This is a genomic window from Aerococcus sanguinicola (assembly GCF_001543145.1).
GTDB classification, from domain to species: Bacteria; Bacillota; Bacilli; order Lactobacillales; family Aerococcaceae; genus Aerococcus; species Aerococcus sanguinicola.
On the sequence record NZ_CP014160.1, the window covers coordinates 1277416 to 1293011 of the forward strand.

General features: G+C 46.1%; 11 protein-coding genes. All 11 read left to right on the forward strand.

Annotated elements, in window-relative coordinates; all coding sequences use genetic code 11:
• Positions 1–117: 117 nt before the first annotated feature.
• The 11 genes from hpf to AWM72_RS05735 all read left to right on the forward strand — a co-directional run bounded on the left by hpf (position 118) and on the right by AWM72_RS05735 (position 15585).
• Entirely contained in the window at positions 118–675 is a 558-nt protein-coding gene (gene hpf, locus AWM72_RS05685) for a ribosome hibernation-promoting factor, HPF/YfiA family (protein ID WP_067974616.1), read from the forward strand.
• Positions 676–846: 171 nt separating this feature from the next.
• Positions 847–1966, forward strand: a protein-coding gene (prfB, locus tag AWM72_RS05690; RefSeq protein ID WP_372595696.1) for a peptide chain release factor 2 whose coding sequence is annotated in 2 segments (ribosomal slippage) — positions 847–906 and positions 908–1966 — 1119 coding nt in all. Because the reading frame shifts where the segments join, the coding sequence is not laid out codon by codon here.
• Between the two features lie 26 nt (positions 1967–1992).
• Positions 1993–2769: a response regulator transcription factor gene (locus tag AWM72_RS05695; RefSeq protein WP_067974623.1), complete on the forward strand. Its 777-nt coding sequence runs from the start codon at positions 1993–1995 to the stop codon at positions 2767–2769.
• The gene (gene pnpS, locus AWM72_RS05700; RefSeq protein ID WP_067974626.1) at positions 2766–4604 is read left to right on the forward strand and encodes a two-component system histidine kinase PnpS; all 1839 of its coding nucleotides are present in this window, start codon (positions 2766–2768) and stop codon (positions 4602–4604) included. Before AWM72_RS05695 ends, pnpS begins: the two co-directional genes overlap by 4 nt.
• Before the next feature lie 175 nt (positions 4605–4779).
• Positions 4780–5676: a substrate-binding domain-containing protein gene (locus AWM72_RS05705; RefSeq protein WP_067974630.1), complete on the forward strand. Its 897-nt coding sequence runs from the start codon at positions 4780–4782 to the stop codon at positions 5674–5676.
• 96 nt (positions 5677–5772) lie between these two features.
• Positions 5773–6651 carry a phosphate ABC transporter permease subunit PstC gene (pstC, locus tag AWM72_RS05710; protein ID WP_067974634.1) on the forward strand — a complete coding sequence of 293 codons (879 nt, stop codon included), beginning with the start codon at positions 5773–5775 and terminating at the stop codon, positions 6649–6651.
• Positions 6651–7469, forward strand: a complete 819-nt coding sequence (gene pstA / locus AWM72_RS05715; RefSeq protein ID WP_067974638.1) for a phosphate ABC transporter permease PstA — start codon at positions 6651–6653, stop codon at positions 7467–7469. Before pstC ends, pstA begins: the two co-directional genes overlap by 1 nt.
• 1 nt (position 7470) lies before the next feature.
• A complete protein-coding gene (gene pstB, locus AWM72_RS05720; protein WP_067974642.1) occupies positions 7471–8262 on the forward strand; it encodes a phosphate ABC transporter ATP-binding protein PstB in 792 nt (263 codons plus the stop codon).
• Between the two features lie 190 nt (positions 8263–8452).
• On the forward strand, positions 8453–11275 hold the full coding sequence (uvrA, locus tag AWM72_RS05725) for an excinuclease ABC subunit UvrA (protein ID WP_067974645.1): 2823 nt from the start codon (positions 8453–8455) through the stop codon (positions 11273–11275).
• Positions 11276–11335: 60 nt separating this feature from the next.
• Entirely contained in the window at positions 11336–12496 is a 1161-nt protein-coding gene (locus AWM72_RS05730; protein ID WP_067974649.1) for an exonuclease SbcCD subunit D, read from the forward strand.
• Positions 12493–15585, forward strand: a complete 3093-nt coding sequence (locus tag AWM72_RS05735; RefSeq protein ID WP_067974653.1) for an AAA family ATPase — start codon at positions 12493–12495, stop codon at positions 15583–15585. The genes AWM72_RS05730 and AWM72_RS05735 overlap by 4 nt, the downstream gene beginning before the upstream one ends.
• Positions 15586–15596 lie beyond the last annotated feature (11 nt).

Consider the following 15596-nt stretch of genomic DNA (forward strand, 5'->3'; position numbering starts at 1 on the left):
ATTAAATTTCTAAGGCCTTTTCATTGAAAAAGAAAGCGTTATTTTTTATAATAAGATTAGAATCAAGAAAGCGAATGAGCTTTCGCCAGGAAACTGGTTAGAAAGGAATGAGTATTTATGTTTACTTATAATGTTAGGGGAGAAAATATTGAAATCACTCCGGCTATCCGTCAATATGCGGAAGATAAGATTAGTAAGCTAGAGAAATATTTCGATAATGATCCAGAGGCAACAGTATACGTGAATGCTAAGGTTTATCAAAACCATGATGCGAAAGCAGAAGTTACCATTCCTCTCCCACGATTGACGCTCCGTGCAGAAGTTACTTCACAAGACCTCTACGGGAGCATCGATTTAGTGGTAGATAAACTAGAGCGCCAAGTTCACAAGTATAAAACACGGATGAACCGCCGCTCTCGGGAAAAAGGACTCGGTGAAATTGCTGCTGATGAGCAGAAAGCTGGGGGCGACGATCATGGGATTGAAATCGTTCGTCAAAAAACTTTCTCAGTTAAACCGATGTCAGCAGAAGAAGCTGTTCTCCAAATGGACTTACTCGGCCACAACTTCTTCATCTTTGAAAATGCAGAGACCGAAAGCTTTGCCTTAGTTTATAAACGTCATGATGGCAAATATGGTTTAATTGATATTGAAGAGGAATTTACTAAAGATTAAGCTCAGCCTGATAAAATTTATCTGTCTTAAAGAGTCAGCTTAAAGCTGGCTCTTTTTGTATGCATTTGAAAATGTTTAGAAAGAGGATTCAACTTGTGCTTGTTAGAAATTTCTTTATAATTAGAATTGAAGGTTTTTAGCTAATTATATAGATAGAAAGTGTGGGATATAATGGAATTGTACGAAATTCGTCATTTGCTCGATGGGGACCGCGATCAATTGGAAAGCTTCAGGGGGTCTCTTTGACTTAGACAGTTTGGAAGAGACGATTGCTGAAAACGAAGCGAAAATGCTGGATCCATCCTTTTGGGACGATTCGGACAAGGCGCAGGAATTGATTCAAGCCAATAACCAGGCGAAGTCTGTTTATCAAACCTTCCATGACTTGGAGGAAGAGTACGAGGAGCTTGAGACGCTCTATGAATTGGTCAGTGAGGAACCTGATGATCCCGATCTTGGGACAGAATTGCAGGATAAGATGCAAGCTTTCACCCAAGCAATGGTTAAGTATGAACGAAACATGCTGCTAAGCGGCGAGTATGATAAGCTTTCAGCGATCGTTGAAGTTCATCCGGGAGCCGGGGGAACGGAATCCCAAGATTGGGCAAGTATGTTGACCCGGATGTACGAACGTTGGGCGAGCCAACATGGTTATAAGATTAATTACTTAGACTATCAATCTGGGGATGAAGCAGGCATTAAGACGGTTTCGATGGAAATTCTCGGCCACAATGCATATGGTCTCTTGAAGTCTGAACATGGGATACATCGTTTGGTAAGAATTTCACCCTTTGATTCCAATAGTCGCCGGCATACCTCCTTTGCCTCAGTAGAGGTGATGCCAGAGATTGACCAACAGACAGAGATTGAGATTAATCCTGATGATATTGAAATGGACGTTTTTCGTGCGTCAGGGGCTGGGGGCCAGCATGTTAACAAGACATCATCAGCTGTCCGCCTCAAGCACTTGCCCACGGGAATTGTTGTTGCCTCCCAAGACCAGCGTTCCCAGTTCCAGAACCGGGAAGTCGCCATGCGGATGCTCCAAGCTAAATTGGCTCGGATTCTAGAGGAAGAAAATGCTAAGGAGTTGGATGAAATTCGCGGTGAGAAATCTCAGATTGCCTGGGGCTCTCAGATCCGGTCTTATGTTTTCCATCCTTACAACATGGTCAAGGACCACCGAACGAATTGCGAAACAGGCGATGTCGATGGGGTGATGGATGGTGAGATTGATCTCTTTATTGATGCCTATCTTAAGGCTCAGTTGAATAATGAAGTTGAGAATTAAGTCGTGATGAAGATGGGGTGTAAGGAATGAAAAAGGTACTAATTGTTGATGATGAAGCGTCAATCCGTAAGTTATTGCAATTCAACTTGGAAAAGGAAGGCTATGACGTGACGACGGCGGAAGATGGTAACCGGGGTTACGAATTAGGGAAAAGCAATGAATTTGACCTGATCATCCTGGATATTATGTTGCCAGGTATTGATGGGATGGAAATTTGTCGCCGTCTCCGACAAAAAAATATCGAAACAGCCATCCTCATGTTAACAGCTAAGGACCAAGAGTTGGAGAAGATTATCGGACTTGAACTAGGGGCGGATGACTATATGACGAAGCCTTTCAGTCCGCGTGAAGTCCTGGCACGGATGAAGGCGATCCTGCGCCGGTCCACTCGGCAGTCGGAAGAAAAAGCCAAGTCCCAAGCAGAGGCTGACTCCCTGCGCCAGCATGTGGCTGAAAATTCCTACCCAGTTCCAGCAGATGACTTAGAGGAAGATGAGTTAGTTAAGGTGGGAGATATTATCATCAATACGGGAGACTTTTCCGTTAGCGTGCGGGGCGAGCTTGTTGATATGACACCTAAAGAATTTGACTTGCTTTACTATATGTCCAAACGGGTGAACCGGACCCTATCGCGGGAACAATTGCTACAGAAAATATGGGATTTTGACTATCCAGTGGAAACGCGTATTGTGGATGTTCATATTAGCCATTTGCGGGAAAAAATCGAAGAAGATACTAAGAAACCTCAATATATTAAGACGGTTCGGGGCTTCGGCTATAAGTTTGAGGTTCCTAAGCCATGAAGCGGCTCACAGCACGTTTAACGGGTCTTTTTGCCCTACTTTTTATTCTTTATAGTTTTCTTTTTGCCTATAATGCCAACTTAGTGGTGGAACACGTTGTAGGTGAGGAAACACAGGAACAGATGACAGAGACAGCCGCTACTTTGCGCAAGTCCTTTATGTCCTTAAATGAAGAAAATATTCAAAATCGTGACCGCAAATGGGTGGGAATGATTAATAACTTGATTGGTGTTCTCAACCCAGCTGAGCGGATCATTATTTACGATATGGACAAGCGGGAATTAATTGCTATGGGGAACGCGGACTTGCCTGCTGCACCTCGAGAAAGTCAAGCTTTTGACAGGGCCTGGGCCAATACGACAGATTTTAAGACCCATGATAACAATTCGGAAGATAATACAATCTATCAGTATACGGAATTTATGCGCAATAGTAAGGGAGATCCCATTGCCTATATTCAAATTATCCGGGCGGTGTCCGATCTTTCTGCTGCCCAGTCACGCTTGATGGGGATTGCATTTATCTGTTCGATACTGGCTATGGCTGTCTTATTAGCCTTGCTCTATTATTATTTCAAACGTTTGTCAAATCCTGTCCAGGCTATTACCCGGATTGTCGATGACCTTTCTCATAATGATTATCAGAGTCGCTATGAAAGTAAGGGGATCGAGGAGTTCGATGAAATCGGTCGCAATATTAACGGGCTTGCAGAGAATTTAGAACGGCAGCAGGGGCAGATTCTAACCCAACAGAAACGATTAAACCAGCTGATTGACTATCTGATTGTTGGGGTCCTCCTCATTGATGACCAGCAGCGTATCCAGGTAAGTAACTCAGCCTTCTTTACGATACTAGGTATTGAGACGGATGATATTTGGGGCAAGCGCTATGATAATGTGCTCCATGGTTACCGGCTCAAACAGATGATTGAGAATTGTTTTCAAGACAAGAGTAATTACAACGATGAGGTTTACTTATACTATCCCAAAGAAGTTATCTTAGATGTGAATGTGATTTATATCGAGGAATCGCCGGCGGGTCCTGATACGGGCAGCCAGGTGATTGTTCTGATTTATGATATCACTGAAATAAGACGCTTAGAGAAGGTTCGAACAGATTTCATTTCCAATGCCTCCCACGAGTTGAAGACGCCGATTACCTCGATCCAAGGCTTTGCTGAAACTCTCTTAGATGGGGCCTTGGAAGATCCTGACTTGGCCCAGGAATTTGTCGGCATCATAGCCTCTGAGAGTAATCGTTTAACCTCCTTGATTTCAGATATTTTGGACTTGTCTAAGATTGAACAGGATCAGATCGGCCATAAGGTAGAAAGTATTGACCTGGAAGTTCTGGCTAACGGCGCTTTGGTGAAAGCGGAAGAATTAGCCTTGCGGAAAGGAATCTCACTGCATACGGTGAATCTCCACGAGGAACCGATTATTTTCAATAGTGAAGCTGGCCGGATCGATCAAATATTAACGAATCTCGTGAACAATGGGATCAAGTACACTAATCCGGGTGGCGATGTCTGGATTATCTTAGACCTGATGGAAGCAGAGGGTTACGTTCATATTAGCGTCAAGGATAATGGTGTCGGGATTCCCCGTGAAGACTTGCCCCGTATTTTTGAACGCTTTTACCGGGTGAGCAAGGACCGGTCAACCAATTCAGGAGGGACAGGTCTCGGTTTATCTATTGTTCGTAACTTGGTCAATAGCATGAACGGGAAGATCCATGTAGAGAGTCAATATGGCCAGGGCTCTTGTTTCAATGTCTATCTGCCTATGCTCGATTTGGAAGATAATGATGACGGAATTGAGATTTTAGAAGAATAGTTTTTTTAATTTTAAGTTATAACAAACTTTACATAAAATTTACAAAACTTTAACATTACTCGCTGATTTTTAGCCCAAACTATACAAGAAATTTACAATTAACGTGTATGATTAATATATAGCAAAAAATATTAATCCAAATGAACTCCAAGAGTTTAGGAAGGACGGTTAATTCATGGTAGAAATGAAGAAGTTTTCAAAATTAATCACTGTATTAGGGAGTGCGGCTCTATTAGCTGCATGTGGTAACTCAGCTAGCGATAGCGGTGATTCTGAAGCTGATGCAGGTGGCGCTTCTGGTGCTCCTGAAGGTTTAATCCAAGTGATCAGCCGTGAAGAAGGATCTGGTACACGTGATGCCTTTGTTGAAATTACAGGTGTTAAAGAAGGCGACAACGATAACACAACGGATATGGCAGATATCCAAAACTCAACAGACGGCGTGATGACTTCTGTCGCTGGGGACCCAGCAGCTATTGGTTACATTTCTTTAGGGTCATTAAACGATACCGTTAAGGCCTTAAATGTCAATGGCGTTGAACCAACTGAAGAAAATGTTGCTTCTGGTGAATATGCGATTGCTCGTCCATTTAATATTGTTCACAAGGGCGACTTAGAAGGCGCAGCTCAAGACTTCCATGACTTCATCTTCTCTAAGGAAGGCCAAGACATTATCTTAGCTGAAGGCTATGTGCCAGTGAAGAGTGATGCTGAGGCTTATGCCGGCGACGGTTCTGCAGAAGGAAATATCAATATCTCTGGTTCCACTTCTGTTGGCCCTGTTATGGAAAAATTAAAAGAAGAATATGAAAAGTTAAACCCAGGTGTAAGCATTAACATCACCCAAAACGGTTCTGGTGCAGGGGTACAAGCTGCCCAAGAAGGAACCGCTGATATCGGTATGGCTTCCCGTGAACTTAAGGAAGACGAAACAGATGTTGAAGCAGAAGCAATTGCCCAAGATGGGATTGCTGTTATTGTAAATAATGAAAATGGTTTAGGAGATATTACTTTAGAAAGTGTTAAAGGTATCTTCGTGGGTGAAATCACAGATTGGTCAGAAGTTAAATAGTGACCTAGCTTAAGAAGAGAGGAGGACAGCTACTATTGAACACTAGTAGCTGTTTTCCAATGTTTATGAGACTTGTATATTTTAGAGGAGAAAGCAATGAATCAAAATAATACACTTGAAGTCGTAATGAAGTGGATTTTCTTCATCTGCGCCTTGCTGTCTATCTTTGCTTTAGCAGCAATTTGCTACTTCATTTTTGCACGCAGTATTCCTTTCTTAGCTGACTATGGCCTGGGAAGCTTTCTGTTTGGTGATACTTGGAAGCCAACTAATGATATCTATGGGATTGCTCCAATGCTGGTTGGATCTTTCTATGTAACCTGCCTGGCTATTTTGTTTGGGGTTCCGACTGGCATTTTTACAGCAGTCTTTATGGCCTTCTACTGCCCTGACAAATTGCATAAAATCCTTAAACCTGGGGTCAACCTGATGGCTGGGATTCCATCCATCGTTTATGGTTACTTCGGTTTGGTGGTTTTAGTTCCGATTATCCGTAAGACGGTTCGGTCGATGGGAATTCCTTCCAGTGGGATGAGTGTATTTACAGCTGGCCTAGTTTTGGGTATTATGATCTTACCGACTATTATTACCATGTCCGAATCATCCTTGCGTGCGGTTCCTAAGTCCTATTACCAAGCTTCTGTTGGTTTGGGGGCAACTCACGACCGGACAGCCTACCGCATTATGGTACCAGCTGCTCGCTCGGGGATTCTGGCCTCCGTTATTATGGGGATTGGTCGGGCTGTCGGCGAAACCATGGCGGTTATCATGGTAGCCGGGAACGCGGCTGTCTTCCCTAAAGGTCTCTTCCAAGGGACCCGGACCATGACAGCTAACATTATGCTAGAAATGGCCTATGCATCTGGCGACCACCGGAGCGCTTTGATTGCCACAGGGGCTGTACTCTTTGTCATCGTCCTAATGATCAACGGGATCTTAGCAGTTGTTAAACGCAAAGGAGGCGTGCAAGGCTAATGGATAGAGCATTAAAGTACCTAACCTATTTCTTTACTATCGTAACTTTTGCTTGGCTTATCTATATTATCGGCTATGTGTTAATTAATGGGATTCCTTACCTATCAGCAGACCTTTTTGCCTTTGAGTATACAACAGATAATGTGTCGATGATGCCCGCCATTATCACAACCATTTATGTGATCCTAGGAGCCTTGTTAATTGCTGTACCTCTGGGGGTCTTCGCTGGTTTTTATTTGATTGAATATGCTGGTAAGAACAATAAATGGGTAGAAGCCATTCGGGTAGCTTCTGACACCTTATCAGGGGTTCCATCCATTGTTTATGGTTTGTTCGGGATGCTAGCCTTTGTTATTGCTGCTGGCTTCCAATATTCATTACTAGCAGGTATCTTGACCATGGCGGTTATGGTCCTTCCATTAATTATTCGGAATACCGAAGAAGGGCTGATGTCTGTTAGTGACAAGATGCGTGAAGGGAGCTTTGGTTTAGGGGCTGGTAAGCTACGGACCATCTTCAAGATTGTTTTACCAGTGGCTATGCCTGGTATCCTATCCGGTATCATCTTAGCGATTGGACGGATTGTTGGGGAAACGGCGGCTCTTATGTACACCTTAGGGACCGCAACTAGCTTGCCCGATAGCTTATTTGCATCTGGTCGGACACTGGCCTTACACATGTATATTTTATCAACAGAAGGCTTGCACCGTGACCAAGCCATGGCAACAGGTGTTGTCTTACTATTATTTGTATTAATTATCAACGGATTATCGACTTGGTTATCCAATAAATTAGGAGCTCAAGGGGGACAAAAATAAAATGGCAGAAGAACACAAAGTAACAATGACTGCTCGGAATATGAGCCTATTTTATGGCAATTTCCAAGCCTTGGAAGATATCGATATGGATATTTATGAAAAACAGGTAACCGCCTTAATCGGCCCATCAGGTTCAGGGAAATCAACCTTCTTAAAGAGTTTAAATCGTATGAATGACTTAATTGAAGGTTGCAAAATTACAGGTGAGATTGCTTTAGATGGTAAGGATATCTATGCCAAGGATGTCAATGTTAACCACTTGAGAAAACGGGTGGGGATGGTTTTCCAACAACCTAACCCCTTCCCTATGAGCATTTATGACAATGTGGCTTATGGTCCACGGACTCATGGCACTAAAGATAAGGCAGAATTAGATGAAATCGTGGAAACTTCTCTTAAAGGGGCTGCCATTTGGGATGAAGTCAAAGACGACCTCAACAAGTCTGGTTTAGCGATTTCTGGTGGTCAGCAGCAACGGGTATGTATTGCACGTGCGCTTGCAGTAAAACCAGAAATCTTATTGATGGATGAACCAACTTCAGCTTTGGACCCAATTTCAACCCTTAAAATTGAAGAACTTGTTCAAGAGTTGAAAGAAAAATATACCATTGTTATCGTAACCCACAATATGCAACAAGCAGCTCGGGTATCTGATTATACAGCATTCTTCTATGCTGATCCTGATCGTGCGCCTGGCCATTCACGGATCATTGAATTCGGGCCAACCGAACAAATCTTCAATAATCCAAATAACGAACAGACAGCCGACTATGTTGCTGGACGTTTTGGTTAATCAAAATATATTTTACCTAGCCGGACCTCGAGTCCGGCTTATTTTTTTGCAAATCATTTGAGAATCGACTAGGAAAGCTTTAGAATGGGGCGTGGAGTATAATAATAGTTAATTCATTTAATCCATGCTATAATGAATCAGAACACTTGTTTGTATAGGTAAATAAATTGTCAAAGAAAGAGTGAAGTCTGTGAGAGATGAAATAGTGGTTCGTGGGGCACGTTCTCACAATTTAAAAAATATTGATGTTGAAATTCCACGCAATGAAATGGTCGTTGTAACAGGCTTATCAGGTTCGGGAAAGTCTTCTCTAGCCTTTGATACGCTCTATGCGGAGGGACAGCGTCGTTATATTGAAAGCCTGTCAGCCTTCGCTCGTCAATTCTTAGGGAATTCTCGCAAAGCAGATGTCGATAGTATCGATGGGTTGAGTCCTGCTATTTCAATTGACCAGAAGACCACCAACCGTAATCCTCGGTCAACCGTTGGAACGATTACAGAAGTGAACGATTACTTGCGTTTACTTTACGCCCGGGTAGGTCAGCCTATTTGTCCCAATGACGGGACACCCATCGCTAGCCAGTCCATTGACCAGATGATCGAGCGGGCAGAAGCCTTGGAAGAGAGAACCCGCGTCCAAGTTATGGCACCGGTGGTTTACGGCAAGAAGGGCCAGCATAAACGATTATTGGAGAAGATTCAACAGCAGGGCTATGTCCGAGTTCAAATTGATGGCGAGCTCTATGATATCGAGGACCTGCCAGAACTAAATAAAAATCAGAAGCACAATATTAATATTGTAATCGACCGCTTAGTCATTAAGGAAGGTATCCGGACGCGCTTAGCGGATTCTTTGGAGACGGCTCTCCGCCTAACGGATGGCTATGCCCTTTTGGATATCATTGATGGGGAAGAGATCCTTTTTTCTGAGCATTATGCCTGCCCCCTATGTGGCTTTACCGTAGGAGAACTGGAACCTCGGCTCTTTTCCTTCAATGCCCCTTATGGACGTTGTGAAGTTTGCGATGGTTTGGGACAGAAATTGGTGGTTGACTTGGACTTACTGGTCCCTGATCCATCGAAAAGTCTAGAAGAGGGCGCCATTCAAGCCTGGAATTCTAATTGGTCAGGCTACTATCCAACCCTCTTAAAACAAGCAGCGGAAGCCTTCGATATTCCTTTCGATAAAGCCTTTGAAGATTTGACTGAAGAGCAGAGGGACTTATTGCTCTATGGGTCTAAGGATGAGACCTTCCATTTTCACTATGTCAATGATTTTGGCAAGGTTCAAGATAAGGATATGACCTTTGAGGGAGTTGCTAATAATGTCAGCCGGCGTTACCATAACAGTTCATCCAATATGGTGCGCGACAATATGCGACAATACTTAGCCGAATTGCCCTGTGACAAGTGCCATGGCAAACGCTTGAATGAGCGGGCCCTCTGCGTCAAGGTCGAAGGTGAGGATATAGCAGAAGTAACGGCCATGCCCATTGAAAAAACAATCCACTTCTTTAAGCAACTCCACTTGGGTGAACAGGATAGTGAAATTGCTGCACCGATTCTTGAAGAATTGCGGTCCCGGCTGGGCTTCTTACAAGAAGTTGGTCTCGATTATTTAACGCTCGACCGGTCAGCCGGTACCTTATCGGGTGGGGAAGCCCAACGTATTCGTTTGGCTACCCAGATTGGATCTAACCTATCGGGTATCATGTATGTCCTAGATGAGCCTTCGATTGGTCTCCACCAAAGAGACAATGATCGCTTGATCCGCTCTCTGCAGAGAATGCGTGATTTAGGGAATACCCTCATCGTAGTGGAACACGATGAGGAGACCATGTGGGCTGCAGACTACCTGATCGATATGGGACCAGGCGCTGGAGAGCATGGGGGCGAAGTCGTGGCTAGCGGCCCCCCCCAAGAAGTAGCTCAAAATCCTGATTCGCTGACAGGCCGCTATCTGAGTGGAGACCTTGCCATTGAAGTCCCATCAGAGCGTCGTCAGGAAGATAAGGGCTGGCTAGAGATTAAGGGCGCCCGTCAAAATAACCTGAAAGGGATCGATGTCCGCTTGCCTATTGGGCGTTTGGATGTCGTGACCGGCGTTTCCGGATCGGGTAAGAGTTCGCTGATCAACGAAGTCCTCAAGAAGACCTTGGCTCGCGATCTCAACCGGGCGCAAATTCATCCCGGTAAGTCAGACAGTGTCTCGGGTTATGAGGGCCTAGATAAGATTATTGATATTGACCAGAGCCCAATCGGTCGGACACCCCGGTCGAATCCAGCGACCTATACCTCTGTATTTGACGATATCCGGGAACTCTTTGCCCAAACCAATGAGGCGAAGATCCGTGGCTACAATAAGGGACGCTTTTCCTTTAATGTCAAAGGAGGGCGCTGTGAGGCCTGCAAGGGTGACGGGATCCTTAAGGTAGAGATGCACTTCTTGCCGGATGTCTACGTGCCTTGCGAGCTCTGTAAGGGGACCCGCTACAATGCGGAGACCTTGGAAGTCACTTATAAAGGAAAGAATATTGCGGAGGTCTTGGACATGCGGGCTGAGGAAGCCTTAGACTTCTTCTCTGCGGTGCCAAAGATCAAGCGTAAATTACAGACCATGGTGGATGTGGGCTTGGGCTATGTTAGCCTGGGTCAACCTGCGCCCTCGCTTTCCGGTGGTGAAGCCCAACGGATGAAATTAGCTAGTGAGCTCCAGCGCGTGGCGACAGGGAAGACGGTCTATATCCTTGATGAACCAACGACCGGCTTACATAGTCATGATATTAAGCGTCTCTTAGAGGTCCTCCAGCGTCTAGTGGATGCGGGAAACACGGTGATTATTATTGAACATAATCTAGATGTGATTAAAACCGCCGATTATATTGTTGATCTGGGACCAGAAGGCGGCGAAAAGGGTGGCCAGCTCGTTGCTGGTGGGACCCCTGAGGAAGTGGCCCAAGTGGAAGCTTCCTACACCGGTCAATACCTAAAACCATTACTGGAAAAAGAATAAGTTGTGTCAAAGAGGGTGGACGAATTTACCAGCCTCTTTTTCACCGAGTGAGGAGTCCATATGAAAATTATCCATACTTCCGATTGGCATATCGGAAAAGTGATCAATGAAAGAAGTCTGCTCGATGACCAGGCGGATGTTTTAACGGCATGGATCAGTCAGGTAGCAGAGATGGGGCCAGATCTTGTGATTATTGCGGGGGATCTTTATGACCGGTCCCTTCCTAATCGCGAGAGTGTCCACCTGTGCAATCAATTATTGACCCAGATGTCGGAAGAAATCGCTTGCCCCATTTGTATTATCTCGGGCAACCATGATAGCGGGGAGCGCATCGACTATGCTTCCGCTATCTTAGAAAAGGAGGGCCTCTACTTAGAGGGCATGGTCAAAAAAGAAATCCGCCGTGTCTGTCTGGAAGAGGCTGATGTTTATCTCCTGCCCTACAGTGACTATGGTCAAATCCAAAAGTTATACCCTGACCAGACAATCCGCTCTATGGCCGATGCGCTAGCGGTTCAAATCCAAACCATTAAGGCGGGGGACTGGCGACCTGACCGGCTCAACCTCCTAGTCTTCCATGGCTATGTAACCAATGTCGATTTGGACGAGGCGGGGGCAGATTTAGAGCACACGGAGTCTGAACGTCCCCTGAGCATGGGGAACTCTGCCTATGTTCCTGCTGATCTTTTTGAGGATTTTGACTATGTTGCCCTAGGACACTTGCACGGCCGCCAGTTTGTTAAAAACCAGCATATCTACTACAGTGGGTCTCCCTTAAAATACTCAAAATCGGAAGCCCGCCAGCGCAAGGTTTTTTTAGAAGTTGATCTGACCAAGGAAGACCTGACCGTTACCCCCCATCCCATCCAGCCTAAATATGATTTGCGGCAGGTAAAGGGGACTTTTGAAGACTTAATGGCCGACCAGTCTGATGACTACCTCTATGTGGAACTGACCGATGCCCAGCCCGTCCATGAAGCGATGGCACGCTTGCGCCAAGTCTATCCCCACATTATGGCCTTGACCTACTCGGCCCTAGAAGTCGATCAACCACAATCTGAAACAGGCTACCAGGCCCAGCAAAAAGAAGCTTTAGACCAGGTCTTTGCCGATTTTTATGAAGATCAAACGGGCCAGGTCTTGACGGCTTACCAAGAGCAAGTGGTTAAGCAAATCATGGCTGAGGCCCAAGGCAGAGGAGAGGAGGCAGGTGACCAATGAAACCGATTATATTAGAGATGCAAGCTTTTGGTCCCTACCGTGAGCGGATGCAGATTGATTTCCGGGACCTAGGCCAGACCCAGTTGTTTCTAATTACGGGACCCACTGGCGCTGGTAAGACAACCATATTCGATGCCATTGTCTATGCCCTCTATGGTAAGACCAGCGGCAGTTCGCGCCAGGAGGCTGAGCTCAAATCAGACTTAGCCAGTGACCATGAACTGTCCTATATTTATTTGAGCTTTGAACTTGGCGGAAAGACTTATTCCGTTAAACGTATTCCCCAGCAAAAGGGCCCCAGTCCCAAAACCCAACGTCCGATCAACCTGAAGGCAAGTGTGACTTTCGACCGAGGGGACCGGGTCTTCCAAAAGACCCAAGAAGCCAACCAGGCCCTAGAAGAACTATTAGGCCTCAGTGTCGACCAGTTCCGACAAATTGTGATGCTGCCCCAGGGTGAATTCAAGCAGCTCTTAGAGGCCCCTAGCCGTGAAAAAGAGGTCATCTTTCGCAAGATTTTTACGACCTACCATCTTAAAAACTTCCAGGATGACCTCCTGGCTAAGAAACAAGCTTTAGAAAAAGAAATGGGCCAAGACTACCAAGCCCTTAAGGAGGACAAAACGGATATCCTGGACCTGCTAGATGAAGCGAGTCAAGAAGCTTTAAGAGAAGCTGCTAATCAAGAAGACTTCGCAGCTTTTGCGGACCAAGTGGCGGAGGCTTTGGAAAACCAGCGAGCAGGTGTTAAGGCAGCGGAAAAGAAGATCGGAGACGGGCAAGCAGAAAGTCAGGTGCTCAACCAGCACTTAGAGCGCTTAAAAGAAGCGGACCGCTTGGCCCAAGCACAAGTTGACTTGGATCAAAAGTCTTCGGTCTATCATAAGGCCAAGGCGGACTGGGACTTCTATCAAAAAACGCGGCCCCTGGCTAAGAACCAAGCTGACTTGGAACAATTGGCGGAAGTCATTAGCCAGGAGAGAAAGCGCCTGGGGGAAGTCGAAGCAGAAGCTAGCCAATACCAGGCCGCTAAAGAAGCTGCTCAAACTAGCTTAGAAGCCAGTCAAGACTCCTATGCCCAAGTCGACGACTGGGAGGAAAAGCTGGCTCAGATGCGCTTGGAGGAACACGACTTAAAGACCTGGTTGAAGAAAAGGGAAGGTGCCCAAGCACTTGACCAATCCATCCAGACGAGTCAAAAGAGACTTCTTGCGCTTCAGGAAGACCAGGAAGGCTTCGCGCAAAAGATTGACCTAGCTAAAGAAAAAGCTCAGCAGCTCCAGAATCAGTGGCTGAATCCTGACGACTTGCTTAAGGAGCGCTACCAATTGGAAAATAAGCAGGCAACTTATGCGACTTACCGCCACTTAATGGCAAGCAAGCAGGAGCAGACAGACCAGCTTAGCCAGCTGGAGCTAGACTACCAAGCGGCTCAAGAGACTTGGCGGCAGACTCAGTCGGCGCTTGAAGCAGGTCGGCTCAGGGAGCAAGCGGATTACCTGGGCAAGTTAGCGGCTGACTTAGTCCCTGGCCAGGCTTGTCCGCTTTGTGGGAGCTTGGACCACCCGGCAGTTTATGAAGGGACAAGTGACCAAGAGGGGCCGGTGCCAGACACTGACAGTTTAGAAGCTGAGGAGCGCCAGGCCTACCAGGATTTGACCCAGCTGGGTAGCCAACTGGGCTATGCCCAAAAAGAAATGCAGAAGCTTACAGACCAGCTAGAAGACCAGGCAAAAGAAGGGAATTTCTCTTCTGACTTAGTAGAAGAAGATCGTCGCCTAAAGACCCAAGCGGACCAGCTACTAGCTAAAGAGAAGGCCCAAGCTCAGCGACAAAGGGACTATGACCAGGTCCAAGAAGATCTCGTGACCTACCAAGAAAAACAAGTTGCGGTCAGACAAGAAGAAGGTCAGCTCGAGGAACGTTTGGATAACCAGGAAAGGCAGTATAAGGACTTAAAAGAAGACATGCAGGCTTTGGCTGCCCAGCTAAACTACCAGGAAATGGATGACCTCCTGGCTGCTGAAAAAGAACTTGAACAGAAAATTCAAAAGGTAAAAGAGGCCTATCAAAAAGCTCAAGCCAGCTTCCAAGCAGCAAGTGACCAAGTAGTTCGCTTAAAAGCACAGAAAGCGGGCTTGGAAGAGAGCCTGGGACGGCAAGACCAGCGTTACCAAGAGGGCTGGTCACACTTCCAGGCAAGCCTAACCGATTTTGATCTCACGGCCGAAGACCTTTCTAACTACCACCGTGCGGATAAAGATTGGTCAGCTGTGGAGAAATTTTGGCGAAATTATGAACAGGACCGTTATGCTCTGGACCAACAAATAGCCAAGAATCGGCAGGCCTTGGCTGCTAGGGAGGAGGCTTTAGACCTTGACCAAACTCAAGCCCGTCTCCAGGAAGTAAGCGAGCAAGTTCAAAAAGAACAACAATACCGGGATAGACGCTTGACCCAGCTGACCCGCCTAGACCAGCTCGACCAGGCCTTCAATGCCCGCTTAGCCCGCTACCAAGCGCAATCCCAACATTACGGGGAATTGGTCTTACTCGCTGAAGTCGCTAACGGGACACGATCAGGCAGCCAACGTATTTCTTTTGAGCGCTATATCTTAGCTTATTACTTTGATCAGATTATCCAGCAGGCCAATCGACGCTTTAAGCAGATGACGAGTGGCCGCTATCAGTTCTTGCGTGAACGTACAGACAAGGGGGGAACAGCTGCTAAGGGTTTAGACTTGGCGGTAATGGATTATTATTCCGGTAGCAGCCGCAGCGTCCAGTCCCTATCAGGGGGTGAGAGCTTTAAGGCTTCACTCTCCCTGGCCCTAGCCTTAAGCGATGTGATCCAAAATCATGCAGGTGGTATTGAAATTTCAACCCTCTTTATTGACGAGGGCTTTGGTAGTTTGGATGAAGAGTCCCTCCACCAGGCCATGGATACCCTGATTGAGCTCCAGGAAGCCAGTGGCCGCTTGATTGCGATTATTTCCCACGTGGAGGAATTGAAGCAGGAGCTGCCCGTTCAATTGGCGGTGACAGCCAGTCCAGCAGGCAGCCGCTGTGCCTTTCGGGGGCTTACAAGATAAATACATCTCAG

Bases quoted from the DNA above. Each gene is read 5' to 3' on its own strand.
- hpf (WP_067974616.1), top strand. From the start codon at position 118: ATGTTTACTTATAATGTTAGGGGAGAAAATATTGAAATCACTCCGGCT.
- AWM72_RS05695 (WP_067974623.1), top strand. From the start codon at position 1,993: ATGAAAAAGGTACTAATTGTTGATGATGAAGCGTCAATCCGTAAGTTA.
- pnpS (WP_067974626.1), top strand. From the start codon at position 2,766: ATGAAGCGGCTCACAGCACGTTTAACGGGTCTTTTTGCCCTACTTTTT.
- AWM72_RS05705 (WP_067974630.1), top strand. From the start codon at position 4,780: ATGGTAGAAATGAAGAAGTTTTCAAAATTAATCACTGTATTAGGGAGT.
- pstC (WP_067974634.1), top strand. From the start codon at position 5,773: ATGAATCAAAATAATACACTTGAAGTCGTAATGAAGTGGATTTTCTTC.
- pstA (WP_067974638.1), top strand. From the start codon at position 6,651: ATGGATAGAGCATTAAAGTACCTAACCTATTTCTTTACTATCGTAACT.
- pstB (WP_067974642.1), top strand. From the start codon at position 7,471: ATGGCAGAAGAACACAAAGTAACAATGACTGCTCGGAATATGAGCCTA.
- AWM72_RS05730 (WP_067974649.1), top strand. From the start codon at position 11,336: ATGAAAATTATCCATACTTCCGATTGGCATATCGGAAAAGTGATCAAT.
- AWM72_RS05735 (WP_067974653.1), top strand. From the start codon at position 12,493: ATGAAACCGATTATATTAGAGATGCAAGCTTTTGGTCCCTACCGTGAG.